The organism is Arthrobacter sp. zg-Y1116, assembly GCF_024385485.1.
In the GTDB taxonomy this organism is placed as follows: domain Bacteria; phylum Actinomycetota; class Actinomycetes; order Actinomycetales; family Micrococcaceae; genus Arthrobacter_B.
The window spans coordinates 233598-254732 of sequence record NZ_JANFLR010000004.1; the positions used below are offsets into that span (position 1 = coordinate 233598).

A 21135-nucleotide genomic window follows, 5' to 3' on the forward strand; every position below is an offset into this window, starting at 1 on the left:
GTCTCGGCAATCGGTCCGGCTATTTCTTCAACGACTGCATGGCTTCAATGAAACCGTCTTCGTCGATGCTTCCGGCGAAGAAGTCGGCAACAGCGCTGTGGATGGTGGGTGTTGCGGCCGGCGGGTAGGCCTGGTCCCAGGACAGCTGGAAGTTAGGCGCATCCTCTACCAGTCCGAACTGGAAGCGGGCGTAGTCCGGGTTGGTCGCCTGGTCCAGGAATCCCTCGGTGCTGGTGGTGGTGGGCAGGTTGCCGATGGCCATCTGCTCCTGGACAAACTCGTCCGAGTACATCAGCTTCAGGAAGTCACGTGCGGCTTCCGGGTAGCGGGTGTCCGCCAGGACGGAGTAGTAGTTGTTGGTGTTGCCGACCAGGTTGGCAGGATCTCCCTTGCCGCCCTCGATCTCGGGGAATTCGCTCCAGCCCAGGCCGCTGGCTGCGAACTCGGGGTTGACGTCCTGGATGGTGGAGTACTCCCAGGAGCCCATCAGTTCGAAGCCCGCCTGGCCGCTGGAGAGCAGGGTGTGGGAGCCGCCGTCGGTGAACTTCACGGACTGGAAGTTGGTGCCGAAGGCCCCGGTGTCCACCAGTTCACGCAGCATGCCCAGCGATTCCCGGCTTTCTTCGGAATCCCAGACGTCGGTGTCGCCGTCGATAGCGGACTGGAAGAGTTCCGGTCCGGCTACGCGGTCATAGACGTAGGAGAACCACATCTGGGTGGGCCATTCGTCGCCGCCGCCGAGGGCGATAGGGGTCTTGCCTGCAGCCTTGAGTTTCTCGACGGCGTCGAGCAGTTCGTCCCAGGTCTGCGGTGCTTCCTCGATGCCTGCCGAGGCGAGCACTTCCTTGTTGTGGAAGAGCATCACGGGCTGGGTGCCGCGCATCGGCACTCCGTACGGGGTGTCATCCACCGTGGCGACGTCGAACACCGAGGGAAGGAAGGCGTCCTTCAGCTGCGGATCCTCCTCGATGAAGTCATCCAGCGGCATCAGCAGATCTGCATCGACGAAGTCGGAGATGCTGCCTCCGCCCCAGTTGAAGAAGATGTCCGGTGCAGCGTCGGTGCTCATGACCGTCTGCAGCTTCTGCTGGTATTCGGCGCCGGGGATGGTATCCAGCACCACCTTGACGTCGGAGGTCTCATTGAAGCGTTCGACCATGGCGGATTCGACGTCGTTGCTCGCGTCTCCGTAAACGAGGACATGGATCTCATTTTCGGGACGGTCCGAGGCAGCGGAGTCGCCGCCTCCACAGCCGGCCAGGGTGAGGCTGAGCGCCAGTATGCCGGCGGCAGCCAGGACCGGGGTCCGGGACGAGGGTTTGTTCATCGTTGAACACCTTCCGAAAGTTTCGGTATATTGGTCGAAAGTTACTAGACGCCGTCAGCATAAGATGCGCGTAATGTGATGCGCAACACTTTTCGATAAACTGTTGTCCGCGCTGGCTCGAACACCCGAAGGACTACCTATGCAGTCATCACTGCCGCAGAACCCGGTCACGCTGGCGGACCTGGCCTCCGAGGCTGAGGTTTCACTCTCGACAGTTTCGAAAGTTCTCAACGGCAGAACGGACGTTTCGCGGAAAACGCGCGCGAAAGTCGAGGCGTTGCTGGAGGAGCACGGCTATCGCCGTAAAGGCGGGGCCAAGTCGCGGCTGCTGGAACTGGTGTTCCACGAACTCGAAAGCGCCTGGGCACTGGAGATCATCCGCGGCGTGGAGAACATTGCCCGGGAGAAGGGCCTGAGCGTGGTCCTGACGGAGAGCGGCACCCGGCACGCGCCGTCGCCCGAGTGGGTGGAAGGGGTCATCGCCCGCCGGCCAGTTGGCGTCGTACTGGTCTTTTCCGACCTGGCGCAGGACTCACGCCGGCAACTCGAAGCGCGGTCCATTCCGTTTGTGATCATCGATCCGGCGGGGGATCCTGCTCCGGATGTGCCGTCCGTGGGGTCGGCAAACTGGTCCGGCGGCATGATGGCCACCCGCCATTTGATCGATCTGGGGCACACCCGGATTGCTGCGATCACGGGGCCGGAGGACATGATGTGTTCGCTGGCGCGGATTGACGGCTACCGATCTGCGCTGAACAACGCCGCACTGCCGCTCGACCGGGATCTGATTCGGTACGGAAACTTCCACGTTGACGGCGGCCGCGATCACGCGCTGGAGCTGCTGTCGCTTCCGGACCGGCCTACTGCCATTTTTGCCGGCAGCGACCTGCAGGCGCTGGGGGTGCTCGACGCCGCCCGGCAGCTGGGTATCAGCGTCCCGGATGAGCTGTCGATTGTCGGGTATGACGATCTGCAGGTGGCGCAGTGGTCCAGTCCTGCGCTGACCACCGTGCACCAGCCGCTGATCGAGATGGCCGAAGAAGCTGCCCGGATGGCGGTCCGGTTGTTCGAGGGGGAGCGGCCGAACAACCTGCGCCTGGACCTGGCCACCTCGTTGGTGGTGCGGCAGAGTACTGCCCGGGTGCCTGCGGCCGTCACCTCATAGGCCCGGCTGGGTCCCGGCTGGGTCTCGGCTGGGTCCCGAGGCGCCCGGGTGCCCACTGCTGCCAGCGTCTTTCCGTGAGCCCGTGAGCCCGTGAGCCCGTGAGCCCCGTGACGCGATGACGCGGTGAGGCCGTGAGGCCGTGAGCCGGTGCGCCCACGACCCGAGGCGCCCGTGCGCCCGTGACGCCGTGATCCTGTAAGCCGTCCCGACACAAGGACGCCAGGATCTCATGCCGCCGTTTTGCACTCCGCTCAAAACGGCGGTGGGGCTTCAGGAATGTTTTTCTCATGGTCTGTCGTCGCGTGCGCCGTCCCTAGGTCCGGGAGCCGCTGCTTATGATCCGTCCGCGGGTCCGTCGGCTGCTGAGAAACCAAATCGAGAAACGGCTCTGCGCGATAGACTCGGCCGGTCGGCGAAGTCCACTCAATCACCCCGGGGATGGGCTGGCACGCTTTCCAATAGCCCAGAGTCTTGAACCGGTGGTGCCGGCGGCAGAGGTGTTCAAGGTTCCCGTGGTCCGTGGGACCGCCGCGCGCCCAGTCGATGGTGTGGTCGATGTCCGCATTTGCGGTGCTGACCCGGCAGCCGGGAAACCTGCAGGTTCCGTCCCTTGCGCGGAGCCAGCGGCGAAGCCCGGCAGGGACCTTTCTGCGCCGTCCCACGCCCAGGATCTCTCCGGTGTGCGGGTTTTGGGCCAGTCCGGTCCATCCGACGGCGTTGCGGGCCAGTCGGCGGGCTTCTTCGGCGCTGATGGGGCCGTAGCCGTGCAGTTCTGCCGGCTGGTCGTCGGCTCCGAAGAGGGTCTCTGCGCTGATCAGGACCATGATTTCCGCCCTCGGGACGATTCCATCGTCCGGTCCTGTTGGGCGATCGGGTGCGCCCTCCGGGCCGTTGCCAAAGCCGGTTCCGTCCTCGTCCCGGGTGGCTGCGCCAGTGTCATTGCTGGTGTGGCCGGTGCCGGGCCGGGTTCCGGACGCGTCTCGGGAACCGGCCTTGTCTCGGGCTCCGGCAGTCGCGAAAAGTCCCCGGCTGCCGCCCATCAGCAGCTGCGCCAAAATATCGGCACGCAGCTGGTCCGTGGTCCGAGGATCCCCTCCCGCCTGCTCACCCCGCGCCGCAGTGCTGAGAGCGGTATAGATCTGCTGCGCTTCCGCCGCACGCAGATGAGCCGACAGGCAGGACATACCGTCTTCTTCGCGGTCCAGGGTGACCATGCGCTGCTCGAACGCAGTCAGGTGCCTTTTGCTGACCGTCTCCGGGAACGTCTTTTCGCGCAGCCGCCGGGCCTTGGCCGAAAACTGCGCCCGCGTCTGACCCTCCGCAGCCTTCAGCAGGTCGGCCTCGAACCCTGGGAGTTTCTCCGCAGGAACGTTCTGGCACTGCTCCAGGACCACCTGGGCATGCTGGTACGAGAACCGCCCCTCCTCCAGCCCGGTCAGGGTCGCCGTATGGGTGCCGCACAGCTGCCCGGCCTCACTCAACAGCCGCTGACCGGTCACCTGCGGAACATTCAGGATGGCGGCACATTCGGCAGCCGCGAGGCTGAAAGCAATCCCGGGTTTATCCCGCTCCGACGGGTCGAAGAACTTGTCCCGGAAGATTTCCTCCATCCGGTTCAATAGGCGGGACCGCTGCGCCTGTCCCCAGGAAATCAAATGCTCCACCCGGACCAAAGCCTCACCGACCGTGGCTTCGTCAAAGGCTTCGAGGTTCTGCAGGGCCAGTGTGCCGGTGAAACCGTCCGGGTAAGCATCAGCAGTGTCCCCGGCGGCGCGGCTTTCAAAGGCCCCGTTCCGAAAAACCTTTTCCACCGGGTCGGCTTCGGCGGAGAAACCAGAAGGGGCAGCCGTGGAAGTGGAGGCTGGTCCGGTCGTGCCGGCGTCGGGCTTCCCGCCGTCACCGACAGTCACTGCCAGCGCCGCGCAAAACACCGCGAGAGTTACGGGAGAGCAGGACGCCTCCGCGTCACCAGCCGGCCTTGTCGGCGGCTGGTCCATGCCTGGCTCTTCAGTTGTCGGTTCGGTGTTTCCGAGCTGATCCATACCTCAGGATTTCATCCGGCACTGACATTTCCGGGCCCAAACCAGCCCCTAACTGGCCTCCCCGGAAATCGAAAATACCTGTCTTTTCTGCAGCACTACCTACCCCGGGAGCCTGGCTCCGGGAGTGCCCGCCGGAGGAGCCCCAACGCCCCCCCCAACGCCTCTCAGCACCGACATCTCAGCACCCAGGTTCGACGGACCACCTGATCATGGCTAAGGTCAGCGGGACCGATACACCGGAGAGAGAGCCGCCCCGCTATGCCGCAAAGTGTTGAAGACGTCCGCGATGAAATCCTTTCGGCCGCTTCTGCCGTCCGAGCCGCAGCGAGGATGGACGACGACGAGTGGCGGAGTGGGCTGGCAAACCGGATTGAGCACATGTTTGCCGGCATTACTGAAGTTTCCGACCTGCGGGAGAGGGCCGCTGACTGCCTGCGCCTGTACGGAGGGATGGGCTCCTTTGCGGACGTCGGCACCGAGGCCATGGCTGGCGCGGTCAACAAGCTGCGCGTGCCTTTGGTCCGTGCGCGCACTTTCGCGTTTGACTAGACAGGCCCGCCCCGCACCGTCGGACCGCCCTGCACCCGGTACGCCGGCAGGATCAGCCCGCAGGCGGTGAAAGGATTTCCACCCGGTTCCCGAACGGGTCCCTGCAATGGAACCGCTCGTAACCCTCGAACGTGTGCCGGTCAGCCCAGGAGACATCGAAGCCGTGCCGCGAGAGCCTGGCTCCCAGTTCCTCGAGTGCATTAGCGGAATCCAGCAGCAGGGCAGGGTGTGCCTTCCTGGCAGGAACAAAGGGGGAGTCCACTCCCAGATGAATCTCCGCGACGACGTCCTCGCCGTCGAACGCCCGGAACCAGCAGCCTCCCCGGCCGGCGAGCGACGGCGGCTTGTCCACCTCAGTCAGTCCCAGTGCCTCACCGTAAAACCGCCGGGCCTGGTCCTCCCCGCCCGTGGGTATTGAAACCTGTACATGGTGCAGCCGCATGAATCCCCCGAGTCCCGACTGATTACAGTAACGGACCTGATTGTGCCAGAAGGTGCCGTTGACCGGCTCCGGGGCGGGTTCCAGACTGGGAGCAGCACGTTCGCCGTCCACCACCGAGCGTCCGCCACCGAAGCCAGCCACCGCCACCGAAGCCACCGAAGCCACCGAGCCACCGCCACCGAGCCCCCGACCGAAGGCGCTTCCCATGGACAAAAACTTCCTGAACTACCCGGACTGGCAGGCCACCGCCGATACCCTGCACCTCTACCTGCAGGTAGCGGGCAAGGTGAAACTGGAGCACAGCTACCCAGAACCGGAATGGGGCCACGTACGGATGCCCCTCACCGTCCAGGGCATCGGGACCGGCATCATGCCGGGACCCGATACGAACTTCGAGATTTACTTCAACCTGCGCCAGCATCATGTGGACGTGCAGAACAGCAACTACATCCGCACCCGGATCGAACTCACCGACGGCCTCAGCGTGGCGGACTTCTACCGTCAACTGATGGGGGCGCTGGAATTCATCGATGCGCCCACGGTCATCAACACCGACCCCCAGGAATTCTACGATCCGGTGCCTTTCGACGCCGACACCAAGCACTCCACTTATGACAAGCACGCGGTGGAACTTTTCCTGGACAACCTGCACTTCGCCCACCGAAGCCTTGGGCAGTTCCTCGGGCCGGTGCGCGGAAAGGTCTTCGCACCGTCGTACTGGTTCGGCACCATGGACCTTTCCGGAACCATCTTCAGCGGACAGTCGGAGCCCTACCCCGGAAACGGCGTGATCGCCGTGAACTGTTTTGATGAACGGTTCTGCGAGTTCGGCTTCTGGCCCGGCGACCCGTCCTCCACCGAACCGGCGTTTTACGTGATGCCTTATCCGTTCCTCTCCAACATCGGCAGCTACGGGACCATGCTGGCTCCGGCCAAGGCAGAATTCCTCACTCGGTCCAGCGAGTTCATCCTCACGCTCAAGGACGCCTTCAGTTATGACGATCCGCAGCAGGCCGTGGTGGACTTCTGCCGAACGAGCTTCGACATAGTGCAACGGTTGGATCCGTGGGACGACATCGACTGGATCACCGAACCGCTGGCTTACTGACGGTAGCCCGGCGGCGCGGCACCCAGACCTCTTACGCCACGCGCGAGCAGCTCGAAAAAGCGCACGCCTGACCCGTCCGGCTTCGGCAGGAGGCTGCCGTGACACGACCCCGAACCCCGGGGCATCGTGTCGCGGCAGCCTTTTCTGTGGCCGGGCATCGACGGCGGTCCCGGGCCCGGGAGCAGATTCGCGCCACCCGCTGGCATGCTGACATACTGTTGGTAAACCCGAAATGAAGGCGGACCCCCTCGATGTCACCCCGCAAACTGTTCCGCACCCTCGCCCTGGCCGAAGCCGTGACCTGGACCCTGCTCCTGATCGGCATGTTCGCCAAGTACGTGCTGGATTTTGAAGCGCTCACGCCCATCTTCGGCGGCCTGCACGGCTTCGTCTTCCTGTCCTACGGCGTGGTCACCCTCTTTGTCTGGGCCAACCAGAAATGGCCGGCCCGCACCGGCATCCTCGGCCTGGCCACCACGGTGATCCCGTGGGCCACCATTCCCTTCGAGAAGTCGGTGGACCGCCGCGGCATGCTGAAGGGCGGCTGGCGGATGGCCCCCGGCGGCGAAGAGCCCACCAACGGCGTGGACCGGATTGCCGCCCTGGTGCTGCGCCGGCCGATCGCCGCCGGGATCGTGGCCCTGGTTGCCGTGGCCGTGGTCTTCAGCGTCCTGCTCTACCTCGGCCCGCCCGTTCAGCTGGGGTAACCGTTCCGCTGGCCCGCCCGTTCAGCTGGGGTAACCGTTCCGCTGGCCCGCCCGTTCAGCTGGGGTAAGCCCTAGGACTCCGTGGCCAGCGGGGCGCCCGGCTCAGCCGGGGCCGCGGGCTCAGCGGCACCGGAACGCAGCCGACGCCGGCCCGGACGGTTGGAGCCGCCGCCGCGGTACGCCGTCGTCGCCGTGGCCAGAATGAGGACGATCAGGGCGGCACAGCCGATGATCACCGAAACCATGGCCATCGCCCCGCCGCCGAGAATGCCGACCAGCGGGCTGATGATCCCGGCCAGGCCCACCTGGAGGGCACCGATCAGTGCTGCGGCACTTCCGGCCATATGCCCGTAGTCGTTCAGGGCGAGTATGGAGGAGTTCGAAGCGATGAAGCCGTGCATCGCCAGGACCAGCCACAATCCGGCGGTCAGGCCGGCGGCGCCGCCGAAGCCGGTCAGCACAATCACCGGCAGCAGGACGGTCAGCCCCAGCAGCAGGACCACGGCCAGCCGCAGGATCCCCATGGGGGAGTAGCGGCCCACGAGCCACGCGTTGAGCTGCGCGGAGATGACCATGCCGACGCCGTTGATCGCGAACACTGCGGCGTACTGTGCCGGGCTGAGGCCGTATTCGTCCTGGAAGACGAACGGCGAACCCACCACGTAGCTCATGATCACTGCCATGCCCAGGCCGGGAATGGTGGCCAGCGCCAGGAACTGCCGGTCCTTCAAAAGGACCCGGAAACCGCTGAAGGTGCTGGCGCCGCCCTTGGTCCGGCGCCGTTCCGGCGGCAGCGTTTCGGGCATCCACTTCAGCACGATCGCACCGAGCACAACACCGATCAGTGCCAGCGCCAGGAACACCGCCCGCCAGTTCCACAGGCCTGAAACGGCCTGCCCGATGCTGGGGGCCAGCAGCGGGGCCAGGCCGATGATCAGCATCAGCCGGGAGAGCATCGCGGCGGCGGAGGAGCCGGTGAACCGGTCACGGACCACGGCGAGGGCCACCACGCCGGCGGCGGCGTTGAAGAAGCCCTGCAGCAGGCGCAGCACAATCAGCGCGCCGATGTTGGGAGCCAGGAAGCACAGCAGCGAAACCACCACGTGCAGGGCAATGCCGATGATCAGCGGCAGCCTTCGCCCGAAGCGGTCCGAGAACGGTCCGATGACCAGCTGCCCGACGGCGGCACCGAGCAGGGTGCCCGAGAGCGTGAACTGCGCGGCGGCGGCGCTGGTGTGCAGGTCCTCGGCCACCTCCGGCAGGGCGGGCAGGTACATGTCCGTGGTCACTGCCGGAAGCGCGGCCAGCGCGCCGAGCATCAGGATGTATTTGATGCTCGTGCGGGTTGCGGTGCGGTTTCGTGTTCCGTTTTTGGGCGGGGTATCGCTCACAGGCACTCCTGGTGCGGTTGTGGTTCCTAAATTCTATGGATGGCGTACGCCGGCACCGGCCAGCACGGCGCGGTAGCCTTCCCGGTACGTGGGGTAGGCGAAGTCGAATCCGGTTCCGCGCAGGCGCCGGTTGCTCAGCCTGCGGTTGCCGCCGCGGCTGCTGGAGGTGTCGCCCGCCGGCGGCAGCTCGCGGCCGAGCTCGGCAGCCAGGAATCCGAGCACTTCGGCCAGCTCCACCGGCTCCATATCCACTCCAACATACAGCGGCGCGGGATGGAAAACCCGGGTGGCCAGGTGCACGATGGCCTCGGCTGCGTCGTCCCGGTGGATCCGGTTGGTCAGCTGCGTGCCGGCAGGTACGACGGCGGTTCCGGCGCTCACGGAGTCGATCAGCCGGGTGCGTCCCGGCCCGTAGATGCCGGAAAGCCGCAGCACCACCGCGTCGGGGCTGCGGGCGTGCAGCAGCTGCTCGGCCTCAAGGATGACGGCCCCGGTGGCCGACGCCGGGCGGGCCGGGGTTTCCTCGTCCACCTCGCCGCCGTCGGCATCCCCGTACACGGCTGTGGAGGAAACGAACAGGATGCGGCGCGGCTCCACGCCGTCGCGCTCCAGCGCGTCCAGGACGTTGGCGGTGCCGGTGACGTAGGCGGCACGGTAGGCCTCCTCGGTCCGCTGATCGGCGGCCACCGCAATGACGACGACGTCGGTGTCCGCCGGAATGCGCGGCAGGTCGCCTGCCAGATCCACGGTCTGCCCGGTGATCTCCTTCGGCAGTTTCTCCGGGGAGCGCCGCCAGCCGAGCACGGAAAAGCCGGCCGCAGCGAACCGCAGGCCGGCCTCCGTGCCCAGATCGCCGCAGCCGGCGATCAGGACCGTCATGTTCTACTCAGCCAGGGCGGAGATGACGGCCTTGGCCACATCCTCGCTGGACTGGGGGTTCTGGCCGGAAATCAGGTTCCGGTCGCGGACCACGTAGCTGGTCCAGGCGGGACCGGTTTCGATCACGGCGCCCTTGTTCCGCAGCACTTCCTCCACGAACCAGGGGGTGTTCTCCCCGGTGCCGCCGTTAAGCTCTTCCTCGTCCGTGAAGACGGTGAGCTTGCGGCCGGAGAAGATGAATTCGCCGTCCTCGGTTTCGGCGGCCAGCAGGCCGGCCGGGCCGTGGCAGAACGGGGCAATGATCTTGCCCGCGGCATCGGCCGCGATGAGGATCCGGCCCATGTCCTTGTCGAAGGCCAGGTCCGCCATGGGGCCGTGCCCGCCCGGCATGACCACGGCGTCGTACTCTGACATGTCAGCGTCGGCGAGCACCAGCGGCGAGGAGAGCTCGGCGTCAATGTAGGCAATGTACTGGGTGAAGGCAGCGGCCTTTTCCGGGCTGCCGGCGGATTCGGGAGCCAGGCTGACCTGGTCCACGGTGGGCTTCATGCCGCCGGGGGTGGCGATGCGGACGGTGTGTCCGGCTTCGCGCAGCACGCGGTGGGATTCAACCAGTTCCTCGGCCCAGTAGCCGGTGGGGTGTTCGCTGCCGTCCTTCATGGTGAGGGAGTCTGCTGCGGATACAACCATCAGGATATTTGCCATGCGTTCTTTTCTCCTTTGCTTGGCGGGAAAAGCGGAAAGTGTTGTTACTCGGCCGGTGCTGCGGCGGCGCCGGCGGCGTCCAGCTCAGCGAAGGTGGCGTCGTCGAGTGAGATGTCTGCGGCACCCAGGTTGTCCTCGAGGTGCTCGATGGAGCCGGTGCCCGGGATCGGCATCATGACCGGGGAGCGGCGCAGCAGCCAGGCCAGGGCAACCTGCGAGGTGCTGGCGTTCAGGCGCTTCGCTGCTTCGTCCACGGGACCGCCCGGCCGGGCCAGCTCGCCGGCGGAGATCGGGGCCCACGGAATGAAGCCGATGCCGTTGTCCTCGGCGTACTTCAGCACGTCCTCGGAGGAACGGTCGGTGAGGTTGTAGCGGTTCTGCACGGTGGAGACGGTGAAGAACTTCGACGCGGCTTCCAGCTCGGCAACGGAGACCTGGGACAGGCCGAGCGCCTTCACCTTGCCCTCCTGCTGGAGGTCGCGCAGGACGGCGAACTGCTCTTCGGGATCGACCTTGGGGTCGATGCGGTGCAGCTGCAGCAGGTCCAGGGAATCGACCCGCAGCTTGCGCAGCGCGAGTTCGGTCTGCTGGCGCAGGTATTCGGGGCGGCCCACCGGTACCCAGACGTCCGGGCCGGTACGGACGAAGCCGACCTTGGTGGCGATGCGGACGCCGTCCGGGTAGGGGTAGAGCGCCTCGGCGATGATTTCTTCGCTGATGTTCGGTCCGTAGGAGTCTGCGGTGTCAATGAAGTCGACGCCCAGCTCGACGGCGCGGCGCACCACGTCGACGGCGGTTCCGCGGCTTTCCGGCTCGCCCCAGACACCGGGTCCCACAATCCTCATGGCGCCGAAGCCAAGGCGGTGGACAATGCCGAGGTCCTTGAGGTCGATGGTGGGGGACAGGGCGGGAGAGGTTTCCGTCGTATCAGTCATGTAGGCGTCAACAAGGCCTGTCGCCGGGTTTATTCCTCAGCATCCTTACTTAGGTGCCGGCGGCCCCCTTTCGGACCCTGTTGTCCGGACCCCCGCTGTGGGCTACCTTGTACCCACCGTGGCAGGGCATTCGAAGCTTCCGGCCGGCGGATGCAGCAGCAGCAGCAGCAGCAACACAGAGAGGTGTTGGCGATGACGAAGACTTCCGCCCAGGTGGTGACCGGGCTGTACATCAACGGCGAGCCCCGGAGGACGCAGGAAACCCTGGCTGTCGCGGATCCTGCCAGGCCCGGGCAGGTGGCAGGCCACGCAGCGGCCGCAACCCCGGAGGACGTGGCGGACGCCGTCAGCGCCGCGAAGGCGGCCTTTCCCGCCTGGTCGGCGCTGTCCGCGCAGGAACGGGCGGCGCAGATGGCCGACGCGATTGCAGGCATAGCCGACCTGCGGGATGAGGACGCGGCCATCCTGTCCCGGGAGAACGGCAAGATCGTTATGGAGAGCTGGGTGGACGCCCTCGTTTTCGAGCTCCGCTGGCAGCTTGCCCTGTCCCTGGCCGATCAGGTGGACAGCGACGCGATCCTCGAACCGGCGCCGGGCATTCCCGTCACCACCACCGTGTCCTATCAGCCGCTGGGCGTGGTGACCGTGATTGTGCCCTTCAACTGGCCGGTCGCAATCCTCGGCGCATCCCTGCCCCACGCCCTGCTGGCGGGGAACACCGCCATCGTTAAACCGCCGCCCACCGCGCCGCTGGCAACCACCCGGATTGTGCAGCGCGTGGCCGAAAAACTGCCGCCGGGAGTGCTGAACGTCGTCACCGGCCGGGACAGCGACATGTCCGGCCTGATCCGGAACGACGACGTTGCCAAGGTCTGTTTCACCGGCAGCGTCAACGGCGGCAAACGGATTATGGAAATGGCCTCCGGGTCACTGACCCGGGTCACCCTCGAGCTCGGTGGAAACGATGCGGCCATCATCCTGGACGATGCACTGCTGGATGACACCCGGCTGGACCGGCTGCATGCCGCGGTCTTCGATACAACGGGCCAGATCTGCATGAACGCCAAGCGGATCTACGTTCACCGCTCCCGCATCGACGAACTGGTGCAGGGACTGTCCGCCCGGTTGGAAAACGCCGTCATCGGCTACGGCCTCGACGAAGGAACAACCATGGGGCCGCTGCATTCACCGGCGCAGAAGGCCTTTGTGGCAGACCTGATCGAGGAGGCAGAGGCCGCCGGCGCCGAGGTCCGCCGGTTCGGCACCCTTCCCACGGATCCGGACCTGCGGGACGGCAACTTCCTGCGCCCGGCGCTGGTCCTTGATCCGCCGCCGGAACTGCGGGTGGTCACCGAGGAGCAGTTCGGGCCCGTGATTCCAATCATTCCGTTTGATTCCGAAGACGAAGCCGTTACCTGGGCGAACGACAGCTGGGCGGGGCTCTGCGGCTCGGTCTGGACCGAGGATCCGGCAAGGGCGAACGCGGTCGGTTCGCGCCTGGCCTGCGGCTACGTGTGGGTCAACGACCACGGAGCAACCCGTCTGGACCTTCGCGCCCCGTTCGGCGGCATGAAGCAGTCCGGTATGGGCCGTGAACAGGGAATCCAGGGCGTCCGGGCTTTCCAGGACACCCGATCCATTGCCCACCTTGACGAAGTTGCAGCCGCGGCTGCCCACTGAGGCCCACGAAAGGAACCGAATATGTCCCCCAATTCCCTGCAGGAGGTTCTGGACGCGTCCGGAAACGCCGTGGATTACCTGCGCAATGTGCAGGTGGGCGCCTACGTTTACCCGGTCGTCGCTGCGGAGTTCACCAACTGGCGCAACGAGGTCCGGGCCTGGCGCGAATCGGCAGTGCTGTTTGACCAGTCCCACCACATGGACAACCTGAGCATCTCCGGACCCGGAGCCCTGCAGCTGATGTCCGATACCGCCATCAACTCGATGGCGAACTTTCCCGTCGGCAGGGCCAAGCAATATGTTCCGGTCACCCCCTACGGACACGTCATCGGGGACGGAATCCTGTTTCGGGAAGCGGAGACTGAATTCGTCTTTGTCGGCCGCTCGCCTGCCGTGAACTGGCTGCTCTACAACGCGGAACAAGGCGGATACGACGTCGAGCTGAAGACCGACCGGCGCTCGCCGTCACGCCCCATGGGAAAACCCGTATTCCGGGACTACTGGCGGCTGCAGATCCAGGGACCCCGCGCCTGGGACGTCATCGAGAAAGTGAACGGCGGCCCGCTGGAGCAGCTGAGATTCTTCAGCATGTCCCATATGAACGTGGGCGGAACCCGGGTACGGACCCTGCGCCACGGCATGGCGGGAGCGCCCGGCCTGGAACTCTGGGGTCCGTACGAGGACTACGACCGGATCCGGGACACCATCCTCAGCGCCGGCGCGGAGTTCGGGCTTGAACCTGCCGGCGCGCGCGCCTACTCCTGCAACACCCTCGAATCCGGGTGGATCCCCTCACCCCTGCCCGGCATTTACAGCGGGGAACAGCTGGCAGGCTACCGCCGCTGGCTGGGCGCCGACAGCTTCGAAGCTCACTCCGCCGTGGCCGGGTCCTATCTGCCGGACTCAGTCGAGGGGTACTACACCACCCCCTGGGAACTGGGCTACGGATCCTTCATCAAGTTCGATCACGACTTCATCGGCCGGGACGCGCTGGAGGCCATGGACCCGCAGGCCCAGCGCCGGAAGGTCACGCTGGCCTGGGACGGCGACGACGTGGCAACCATCCACGCCTCGATGTACCAACAAGAGGAACTGCCCTACAAGTTCTTCGACCTGCCCAATGCCAACTACGGTGCCTCGAATTTCGACACGGTTCTGGACGACTCGGGCCGGGTGGTGGGCATTTCCATGTTCACGGGTTACAGCTGGAATGAGAAGCGTCCGCTTTCGCTGGCCGTGGTGGACCCGGACGTGGAGATCGGGTCGCGGCTGTCGGTGGTCTGGGGCGAACCGGACGGCGGGACCCGGAAATCGTCGGTGGAACCGCACCGGCAATACAACGTCGGCGTGGACGTCAGCCCGGTGCCGTACTCCGAAGTGGTCCGCCGAACGTACACGGACGGCGGCTGGCGGAAAGCGGCGACGGTCTAGCCGGTACCGGTGCGACGGACAGCTGCGGTCCGGACTGGCCTGCCGGACGAGGACAGAAGCTGTCCGCAGCACCGTTCCACGCCGACGTCGGCGGCCCTAGCGTGAAGGCCATGGACTGGAAAATTGAACTAGTGCCCGTGCCGGTGTCCGACGTCGACGCCTCCAAGAACTTCTACGTAAACCAGGTGGGTTTCAACGCCGACCACGACGAACGCATCGATGAAAGCCTGCGCTTTGTGCAGCTGACTCCGCCCGGGTCTGCCTGCTCGGTGGTGATCGGTCCCGGCACCACCGACATGGTCCCCGGTACCCAGCGGATCCAGGTGGTGGTTCCCAGCGCGGCCGATGCCCGGCAGCACCTCGTGGACCACGGCGTGGCCGCCAGCGAGATCACCCCGCTGGACTGGGGAACGTTCGTTTACTTCAGCGATCCGGACGGCAATCAGTGGTCGCTGCAGGAAATGCCGGAGATCCCGCCCACCCTGCCGTCACAGCTGTAGGGCAGGCCTGCCCGCCGTCCGGCAGGCGCTGACACCTGCCGCGCTTGACCTCAACCGCACTTGAGCTTGTTGACTTCGAGCAGCACATCCGGAATCAACATCCTCAAGGAGCATTACTTTGCAGGCCGAACACAAGGTCAACACCGGGCGCGACCGCGCCGGTTTCTGGTCCCGCCGTTACCTCCCGACCAATGTAGGGCTCTTTACCCTTGCCTTCCTGTTTGCCTTCGAATCCCTCGCCGTGGGCACGGTCATGCCGGTGGTTGCACGGGAGCTGGACGGGCTGTCCCTCTACGGCCTGGCCTTCGGTGCGCCGATGGCCACCGCCGTCGTCACCATTGCGCTGGCCGGCGGCTGGACCGACGCGCGGGGACCCGCCCCGGCGCTGCGGACCGGCGTCGTCCTGTTTTCCGTGGGCATTGCCGCCGCAGCACTGGCGCCGTCCATGGTGATGCTGGTCCTTGGCCGGTCGCTGCAGGGACTGGGGGCAGGACTGGCGGGAGTGGCAATGTACGTGGTCATTGCCCGCGGCTACCCGCAGTCCCTGCGGGCCAAGGCCTTCACCGTGCTCAGCAGCGGCTGGGTGTTTCCCGCGCTGGTGGGACCGGCCCTTGCCGGATGGCTGAATGACCTGCTGGGCTGGCGGTCGGTTTTCGGAGTGGCGCCGCTGTTCGCCGTGGCCGCCTACGCAGGCCTTGCGCCGGTGCTCCGGAAGCTGCCGGGGAGTAAAGCCTGGCGTCCGGATTATGTGCGCACTGCATGGGCAGTGCTGGCGGCCGGGGGCGTGCTTGGCATCGGGCTGACCGGAGGTGACGCCACAGGATGGGCACTGCTGCCGGCTGCAGCCTGTGCCGCCCTGGTGCTCTTGTCCGGCCCGCGGCTGCTGCCGCGACGGACCTGGACCCTGGGCCGCGGCCTGCCTGCAACCATCCTGCTGCGCGGTTTCATCGGAGCTGCCTTTATCGGGGCGGAGGCCTATCTGCCCCTGGCACTGTCCGTGCACCGGGGGTTCACGCCTACGCAGGCCGGGCTGCTGCTGACCGTCTCGGCAGTGGCCTGGTTCGCCGGATCGCTGGCCGCGGCCAATCTGGCGGTCCTGGCGAACAAGGTGGCGAGGGTCCGTTTGGGGGCACTCCTCCTGGCCGTAGGCATCGGTGCGGCGGCATGGAGCGTGGATCCCCAGGTGAGTATCCTGCTGCCCGTGCTGGGCTGGGCAGTTGCAGGTGCCGGCATCGGGATGGCGTTTCCCACCCTGTCGGTACTGATGCTGGACTTTTCTGCCGAGGGGGAGGAAGGCACCAACAGTTCTTCCCTGCAGGTCAACGACAACCTGGTGCAGTCGCTGTGGCTGGCTCTGGGCACCGTGGCTTTTGCCCTGATGCTGCCGGTGGCGCCGCTGGGTGCGTTCATCGGCGCCTTTGCCAGCGCCGCCGGCCTGGCCGCCGCAGCGCTGGCCCTTTCGGGGCGGCTGGCACCGCCCCGGCCTGCACTGTCCTAGAGCTCGGCGGCTACGGCGTTCAGGACCTCGGCCAGGTCCGCTTTGCCCTGGCCCCAGTCCATCAACGTGGTGGGAACCGCCGGTGTACTCGTGGCCACCACGCGCGTGGTGCCGGCGTCCACCGGTTCAAAGGAGAGCACAATGTTGGATCCGTAGGACTTCCAGGTCATTCCGACCGAAAACTCGGCCCGTTCCTGCCACACCCCGGTGAGGGTCATCTTGGGTAACCGGTGTGCGGCCCGCTCGACGGCGGGCGGCAGGGCAGCCACAGGTGCGGAGATCACCAGTTCGCCCCGGCCGCGGGCGCGCTTCGAGGTTATGTCGAGACTGATTGTTTTTGCATTCCCCATGTTCGTCATGCAACAGAGAATAGCGCAGCGGTGATTGCCCTGCGGGAGGCCGGGAGGGAGGGTGCTGGGGGCCGATCGCGAACTTCACCCGCAGCAGGCATATCAATCGACGGAGTTATATTGAAAGATGGTTCCACCCGAGGAGGTGCAGCGCCGCACTTCCGCTGAAAGGCAGCCATGAAGATTGCTTTGTTCGCCACCTGCATTGTGGACGCCATGTATCCCTCCACGGCCCGCGCCACGGTCTCCATCCTGGAACGGCTGGGGCACGACGTCGTGTTCCCGGCCGGCCAGGCCTGCTGCGGGCAGATGCACCTCAACTCCGGGTACTTCCCGGAAGCGGTGCCCGTGGTCCGCAACCACGTAGAGGCTTTTGAGGCAGAGGAGTACGACGTCGCCGTGGCGCCGTCGGGCTCCTGCGTCGCCTCGGTGAAACACCAGCACGCAATGCTGGCCCGATCCGTGGGCGATCCGGACCTCGAATCCCGGGCCGCCGCCGTCGGCGCACGGACCTACGAACTCTCCGCCCTGCTGACCGACGTCCTGGGCGTGACGGACGCCGCCGCGCAGCTGGGCTCCTGGTATCCGCACCGGATCACCTACCACCCCAGCTGCCACGGCATGCGGCTGCTGCGGCTGGGGGACCGGCAGGCGAACCTGCTGCGCACAGTGGAAGGCCTGGAGCTGGAACCGCTGCCCGAAGCCGACCAATGCTGCGGCTTCGGCGGAACGTTCTCGCTCAAGAACGCGGACGTCTCCTCGGCCATGCTGGCGGACAAAAACGCGAACATCGCCGCCACCGGTGCGGAACTCTGTACCGGCGGCGACGCCTCCTGCCTCATGCACATCGGCGGGGGCCTCTCCCGCGAAGGCAGCAGCATCACAACCCTGCACTTCGCGGAGATCCTCGCCAGCACGCACGACCACCCGGCACCGCCGCCGGGTGCCGGGCGGGACAGGGCCCGGAGCACCGCTCGCCTCACGGGAAAGGCCGGACAATGAGTTCCACGTATCTGGGCATGCCGGCGGTTCCGGTTTTCGGCAGCGGCAACCTGCACACCACTGAGCCCTTTCCGGTCGCCGCGCGGCGGGAACTGGACAACGCGCAGCTGCGTGCCAACCTCGGCCACGCCACCCATACCATCCGGGACAAGCGGCTGCGCGTGGTGGCCGAACTGCCGGACTGGGAGGAACTGCGCGAAGCCGGCAGTGCCACTAAGGCCGCTGTCATGGCGCGGCTGCCCGAACTGCTTGAGCAGTTCGAGGGGAACTTCACCGCACGCGGCGGCGTCATCCACTGGGCGCGGGACGCCGCGGAAGCCAACGAAATAGTGCGGGACCTGATCCGCGACGCCGGCGCGGACGAAGTGGTCAAGGTCAAATCCATGGCCACCCAGGAAATAGGCCTCAACGAATACCTTGAAGAGCACGGCATTTCCGCGTTCGAAACCGATCTGGCGGAGTTGATTGTCCAGCTGGACCATGACAAGCCCAGCCACATCCTGGTGCCGGCCATCCACAAGAACCGGAGCCAGATCCGGGACATCTTCCTGCGCGAGATGCCGGATGTTGATCCGGACCTCACCGACGCTCCGGCCCGGCTGGCCGAAGCGGCGCGGCTGCACCTGCGCCGGAAGTTCCTTTCCGCGAAGGTGGCCATCTCCGGCGCGAACTTTGCCCTGGCCGACACGGGCACGCTCGCCGTCGTCGAATCCGAAGGCAACGGCCGGATGTGCCTGACCCTCCCGGAAACCCTGATCACCGTGATGGGGGTGGAGAAGCTGCTGCCCTCGTGGACGGACCTGGAGGTGTTTATGCAGCTGCTGCCCCGTTCCTCCACGGGGGAGCGGATGAACCCCTACACCTCCCTCTGGACCGGAGTCACGGCAGGCGACGGGCCGCAGAATGTGCATCTGGTGCTGCTGGACAACGGGCGCAGCGCGGCGCTCGCGGATGAGCGAGGGCGTTCGGCCCTGCACTGCATCCGCTGCAGCGCCTGCATGAACGTCTGCCCGGTGTACGAGCGCACCGGCGGGCACGCCTACGGCTCCACCTACCCCGGACCCATCGGGGCGATCCTTTCGCCGCTGCTGACCGGGATCACCTCCGAAGAGAACGCGTCGCTGCCGTACGCCTCCTCGCTCTGCGGCGCCTGCTACGACGCGTGTCCGGTGAAGATCAACATTCCGGAAATCCTGGTGCACCTGCGCTCCGAGGATGTTCAGAGCCGCCGCGGGACGAAGAAGGTGCCGGGGCAGATGGACGTTGCCATGAAGGCAGCGTCCTGGATGATGGGCTCGGGGCGGCGGATGGCCCTGGTGGAGAAGGCCCTGCCGTTGGGAAAGCTGGCGGCCGGACCGGATAGGAAAATCAAGAAGCTTCCCGGCCTCGCCGCCGGGTGGACCAGGAGCCGCGACATTCCGGCTCCGCCTGCGCAGTCCTTCCGGGACTGGTGGGCCAAAGAGCACGAAGACACTGCGTCGAAAGAGCAAGCATGAGCGCCCGTACGGAAATCCTGGACCGGCTGCGGTCCGCCCTCCACGATGCCCCGGAAGCACCGGAAATCCCACGGAAGTACCGGCACAACTCCGGCATGAACGAGGACGAACTCATCGAACTGCTCAGCGACCGGCTGCTGGATTACAAGGCCGGCGTCAGCGTGGTGGATGAAGTATCCGTGCCCGCCCGGGTGGCCGAACTGCTGGCAGGGGAGACTTCCTATGTGGTTCCCGCGGGACTCGATGAACGCTGGACGGCGCTGGCACCGGGACGGGTGGTGGATTCACCGGAGGAGCCGCTGAGCGTGGAGGAGCTGGACGGCATTGACGCGGTAGTGACCGGCTGCGCGGCGGCGGTGGCGGAAACCGGCACCATCATCCTGGACGGCAGCCCGGGGCAGGGCCGGCGGGCGTGTTCACTGGTTCCGGACCACCACGTGTGCCTGGTCCGGGCCCGGGACATCGCCGGTGTGCTCCCCGAAGCGGTGCGGCGCCTGGACGTCACCCATCCGCTGACCTGGATCAGCGGTCCGAGTGCCACCAGCGACATCGAACTGCAGCGGGTGGAAGGCGTGCACGGGCCGCGGCGACTGGACGTGGTGATCATCCGGTCCTGACCTTGCAGCCCGGCTAGGCGGCGAGCAGCCCCTTCGTGCGGGACAGGTCCTCCAGGAGGTCCTTGCCCCGGGAGATCACCTTCTGCGGCGGCTGCCCGGGCAGGGCGGATACGCCCGTCACGTCCGCCAGGAAGGTAACCGTCGAGTGCAGCGATTCCATCGCCTCGGGGCGGTGTAGCTGGAACTGATACTCGTGTCCCAGCCTTGGCTTGTACTCCTTTGGCCAGAACCTGCGGCGTACGGGCACCCCGAGGTCCTGCAGCCGGTCTGCCAGGGGCATCGACTGCTCCCGGGTCAGGTTGTCGCCGTTTCCACCGGAAATATAGGTGGGCGGAAAGCGGTGATCCACGTGTTTCGGGATGCACATGTGGTCTGCGGCAGGGGTGGCTGCCCAGTTCCTGGACCCCGTGTAGGCCCACAGGGCTTTCCGGAGTCCCCAGCCCACCGGCCCGGCCATGCGGGCCACGGATTCCAGATCGAAGACTCCGCAGTTCAACACGATTCCGCACAGCTGTCCGGGACCCGCCGCAGGAATAACCCCTGTGTCCCGGGCGTACTCCGGGTTGGTGATGACCAGGGCCAGCTGTGCGGCCAGCTGAGCGCCGGCGGAATCACCGGCCAGCACAATCCGGTCGGGATCCAGCCCGTAACGGTCCGCGCGTTCGCGGATGAAGCCCAACGCAGTGTTGAGCTCTTTCACCGCGGTCGGATAGACGGCTTCGGGTGAGATCGAATACCCAACCCCCAATACGGCGTAACCGTATCCGGCGAGGACCTTGAGATACGGCGCCACATCTTCCTTGGAACCGGAAATCCATGCACCGCCGTGGATCCACATCACCACCGGGAGCGGTTTCCGGGCCGGATCGTCGGGAAGGAACAGATCAAGGGAGGGTTTGCCGGCGGACCCCAGATAACGCAGGTCCCGGTGTCTGGTCACTGTGAACCGGGGGATATGGGGAAGGACCTTCTTCACCGGGACCTTGCCTGCACCGGCGAAAACCCCGCGAATGAGCAGTGCAGCCGGCCGGGGACCCCGCTGCAGCACGGCAGCGGCACTGATACCGGCAGCGGCGACCGCCCCGGCCAGGAGCCCCGCCGCAGTAAGCGAGGAGAGCTTCATCCCCTTAAGTTAAATCCCCGGAAACCGGCCCCTTTCGGCGGGTTCCGCGCCATTGAGCGGCTCAGGGCCGGCAGCTGCGAGGAATCTCATGGCCGGTGGTGTTGGACGGCACTGCGGGGACGCGCTGTCCGGATTCCGGGCAGCGGCCCAGGCGTGCCGGACGCTGCAGCGGGTTCCGTATAAGGTCC

At 66.2% G+C, this 21135-nt stretch carries 20 protein-coding genes; 11 read left to right on the forward strand and 9 right to left on the reverse strand.

Features of this window, described 5'->3' with window-relative positions; translation table 11 throughout:
* Positions 1 to 19: 19 nt before the first annotated feature.
* Positions 20 to 1327, reverse strand: coding sequence for an ABC transporter substrate-binding protein (locus NNX34_RS12515; protein ID WP_255766856.1), 1308 nt, complete (start codon positions 1325 to 1327; stop codon positions 20 to 22).
* Positions 1328 to 1466: 139 nt separating this feature from the next.
* On the opposite strand from NNX34_RS12515, the gene NNX34_RS12520 reads away from it, so the two are divergent.
* Positions 1467 to 2492, forward strand: a complete 1026-nt coding sequence (locus tag NNX34_RS12520) for a LacI family DNA-binding transcriptional regulator (protein ID WP_255766857.1) — start codon at positions 1467 to 1469, stop codon at positions 2490 to 2492.
* Positions 2493 to 2743: 251 nt separating this feature from the next.
* Here the strand turns inward: NNX34_RS12520 and NNX34_RS12525 are convergent, their stop codons facing one another.
* A complete protein-coding gene (locus NNX34_RS12525; RefSeq protein WP_255766858.1) occupies positions 2744 to 4534 on the reverse strand; it encodes an HNH endonuclease signature motif containing protein in 1791 nt (596 codons plus the stop codon).
* Between the two features lie 258 nt (positions 4535 to 4792).
* Between NNX34_RS12525 and NNX34_RS12530 the strand changes: the two genes are divergently transcribed.
* Positions 4793 to 5083, forward strand: a complete 291-nt coding sequence (locus NNX34_RS12530) for a hypothetical protein (RefSeq protein ID WP_255766859.1) — start codon at positions 4793 to 4795, stop codon at positions 5081 to 5083.
* Positions 5084 to 5135: 52 nt separating this feature from the next.
* On the opposite strand, the gene NNX34_RS12535 is transcribed toward NNX34_RS12530, so the two are convergent.
* Positions 5136 to 5732 (reverse strand): VOC family protein, encoded by a 597-nt coding sequence (locus tag NNX34_RS12535; protein WP_370647050.1) that lies wholly within the window; start codon positions 5730 to 5732, stop codon positions 5136 to 5138.
* Between NNX34_RS12535 and NNX34_RS12540 the strand changes: the two genes are divergently transcribed.
* Positions 5731 to 6633: a DUF5996 family protein gene (locus NNX34_RS12540; protein ID WP_255766860.1), complete on the forward strand. Its 903-nt coding sequence runs from the start codon at positions 5731 to 5733 to the stop codon at positions 6631 to 6633. The genes NNX34_RS12535 and NNX34_RS12540 overlap by 2 nt on opposite strands.
* Positions 6634 to 6884: 251 nt before the next feature.
* Entirely contained in the window at positions 6885 to 7340 is a 456-nt protein-coding gene (locus NNX34_RS12545) for a DUF3817 domain-containing protein (protein WP_255766861.1), read from the forward strand.
* 71 nt (positions 7341 to 7411) lie between these two features.
* On the opposite strand, the gene NNX34_RS12550 is transcribed toward NNX34_RS12545, so the two are convergent.
* From NNX34_RS12550 to NNX34_RS12565, 4 genes are read right to left on the reverse strand one after another with little or no spacing between them, the layout of a single operon-like run.
* Positions 7412 to 8731: a multidrug effflux MFS transporter gene (locus tag NNX34_RS12550; protein ID WP_255766862.1), complete on the reverse strand. Its 1320-nt coding sequence runs from the start codon at positions 8729 to 8731 to the stop codon at positions 7412 to 7414.
* 33 nt (positions 8732 to 8764) lie between these two features.
* Positions 8765 to 9610, reverse strand: coding sequence for an SDR family oxidoreductase (locus tag NNX34_RS12555; RefSeq protein WP_255766863.1), 846 nt, complete (start codon positions 9608 to 9610; stop codon positions 8765 to 8767).
* Between the two features lie 3 nt (positions 9611 to 9613).
* The gene (locus NNX34_RS12560) at positions 9614 to 10315 is read right to left on the reverse strand and encodes a type 1 glutamine amidotransferase domain-containing protein (RefSeq protein ID WP_255766864.1); all 702 of its coding nucleotides are present in this window, start codon (positions 10313 to 10315) and stop codon (positions 9614 to 9616) included.
* Positions 10316 to 10359: 44 nt separating this feature from the next.
* Complete coding sequence (locus NNX34_RS12565; RefSeq protein WP_255766865.1) at positions 10360 to 11250, reverse strand: aldo/keto reductase; 891 nt, start codon at positions 11248 to 11250, stop codon at positions 10360 to 10362.
* Between the two features lie 192 nt (positions 11251 to 11442).
* Here NNX34_RS12565 and NNX34_RS12570 point away from each other — a divergent pair, with 192 nt between their 5' ends.
* From NNX34_RS12570 to NNX34_RS12585, 4 genes are all read left to right on the forward strand, one after another.
* Entirely contained in the window at positions 11443 to 12930 is a 1488-nt protein-coding gene (locus NNX34_RS12570) for an aldehyde dehydrogenase family protein (RefSeq protein WP_255766866.1), read from the forward strand.
* Positions 12931 to 12951: 21 nt separating this feature from the next.
* Complete coding sequence (locus NNX34_RS12575; RefSeq protein ID WP_255766867.1) at positions 12952 to 14361, forward strand: aminomethyl transferase family protein; 1410 nt, start codon at positions 12952 to 12954, stop codon at positions 14359 to 14361.
* A gap of 110 nt (positions 14362 to 14471) precedes the next feature.
* On the forward strand, positions 14472 to 14861 hold the full coding sequence (locus NNX34_RS12580; RefSeq protein ID WP_255766868.1) for a VOC family protein: 390 nt from the start codon (positions 14472 to 14474) through the stop codon (positions 14859 to 14861).
* A gap of 118 nt (positions 14862 to 14979) precedes the next feature.
* Positions 14980 to 16359 carry an MFS transporter gene (locus NNX34_RS12585; RefSeq protein ID WP_255766869.1) on the forward strand — a complete coding sequence of 460 codons (1380 nt, stop codon included), beginning with the start codon at positions 14980 to 14982 and terminating at the stop codon, positions 16357 to 16359.
* On the opposite strand, the gene NNX34_RS12590 is transcribed toward NNX34_RS12585, so the two are convergent.
* Positions 16356 to 16718 (reverse strand): hypothetical protein, encoded by a 363-nt coding sequence (locus tag NNX34_RS12590; protein WP_255766870.1) that lies wholly within the window; start codon positions 16716 to 16718, stop codon positions 16356 to 16358. The two genes, NNX34_RS12585 and NNX34_RS12590, sit on opposite strands and share 4 nt — an antisense overlap.
* 168 nt (positions 16719 to 16886) lie before the next feature.
* On the opposite strand from NNX34_RS12590, the gene NNX34_RS12595 reads away from it, so the two are divergent.
* Genes NNX34_RS12595 through NNX34_RS12605 form a run of 3 tightly spaced genes read left to right on the forward strand, consistent with a single transcriptional unit; the run spans position 16887 to position 19824 of the window.
* Positions 16887 to 17711, forward strand: a complete 825-nt coding sequence (locus NNX34_RS12595) for a (Fe-S)-binding protein (protein WP_255766871.1) — start codon at positions 16887 to 16889, stop codon at positions 17709 to 17711.
* Complete coding sequence (locus NNX34_RS12600; RefSeq protein WP_255766872.1) at positions 17708 to 19207, forward strand: LutB/LldF family L-lactate oxidation iron-sulfur protein; 1500 nt, start codon at positions 17708 to 17710, stop codon at positions 19205 to 19207. The genes NNX34_RS12595 and NNX34_RS12600 overlap by 4 nt, the downstream gene beginning before the upstream one ends.
* Positions 19204 to 19824 (forward strand): lactate utilization protein C, encoded by a 621-nt coding sequence (locus NNX34_RS12605; protein WP_255766873.1) that lies wholly within the window; start codon positions 19204 to 19206, stop codon positions 19822 to 19824. The genes NNX34_RS12600 and NNX34_RS12605 overlap by 4 nt, the downstream gene beginning before the upstream one ends.
* Positions 19825 to 19837: 13 nt before the next feature.
* Here the strand turns inward: NNX34_RS12605 and NNX34_RS12610 are convergent, their stop codons facing one another.
* The gene (locus NNX34_RS12610) at positions 19838 to 20947 is read right to left on the reverse strand and encodes an alpha/beta hydrolase (protein WP_255766874.1); all 1110 of its coding nucleotides are present in this window, start codon (positions 20945 to 20947) and stop codon (positions 19838 to 19840) included.
* Between the last annotated feature and the right edge of the window lie 188 nt (positions 20948 to 21135).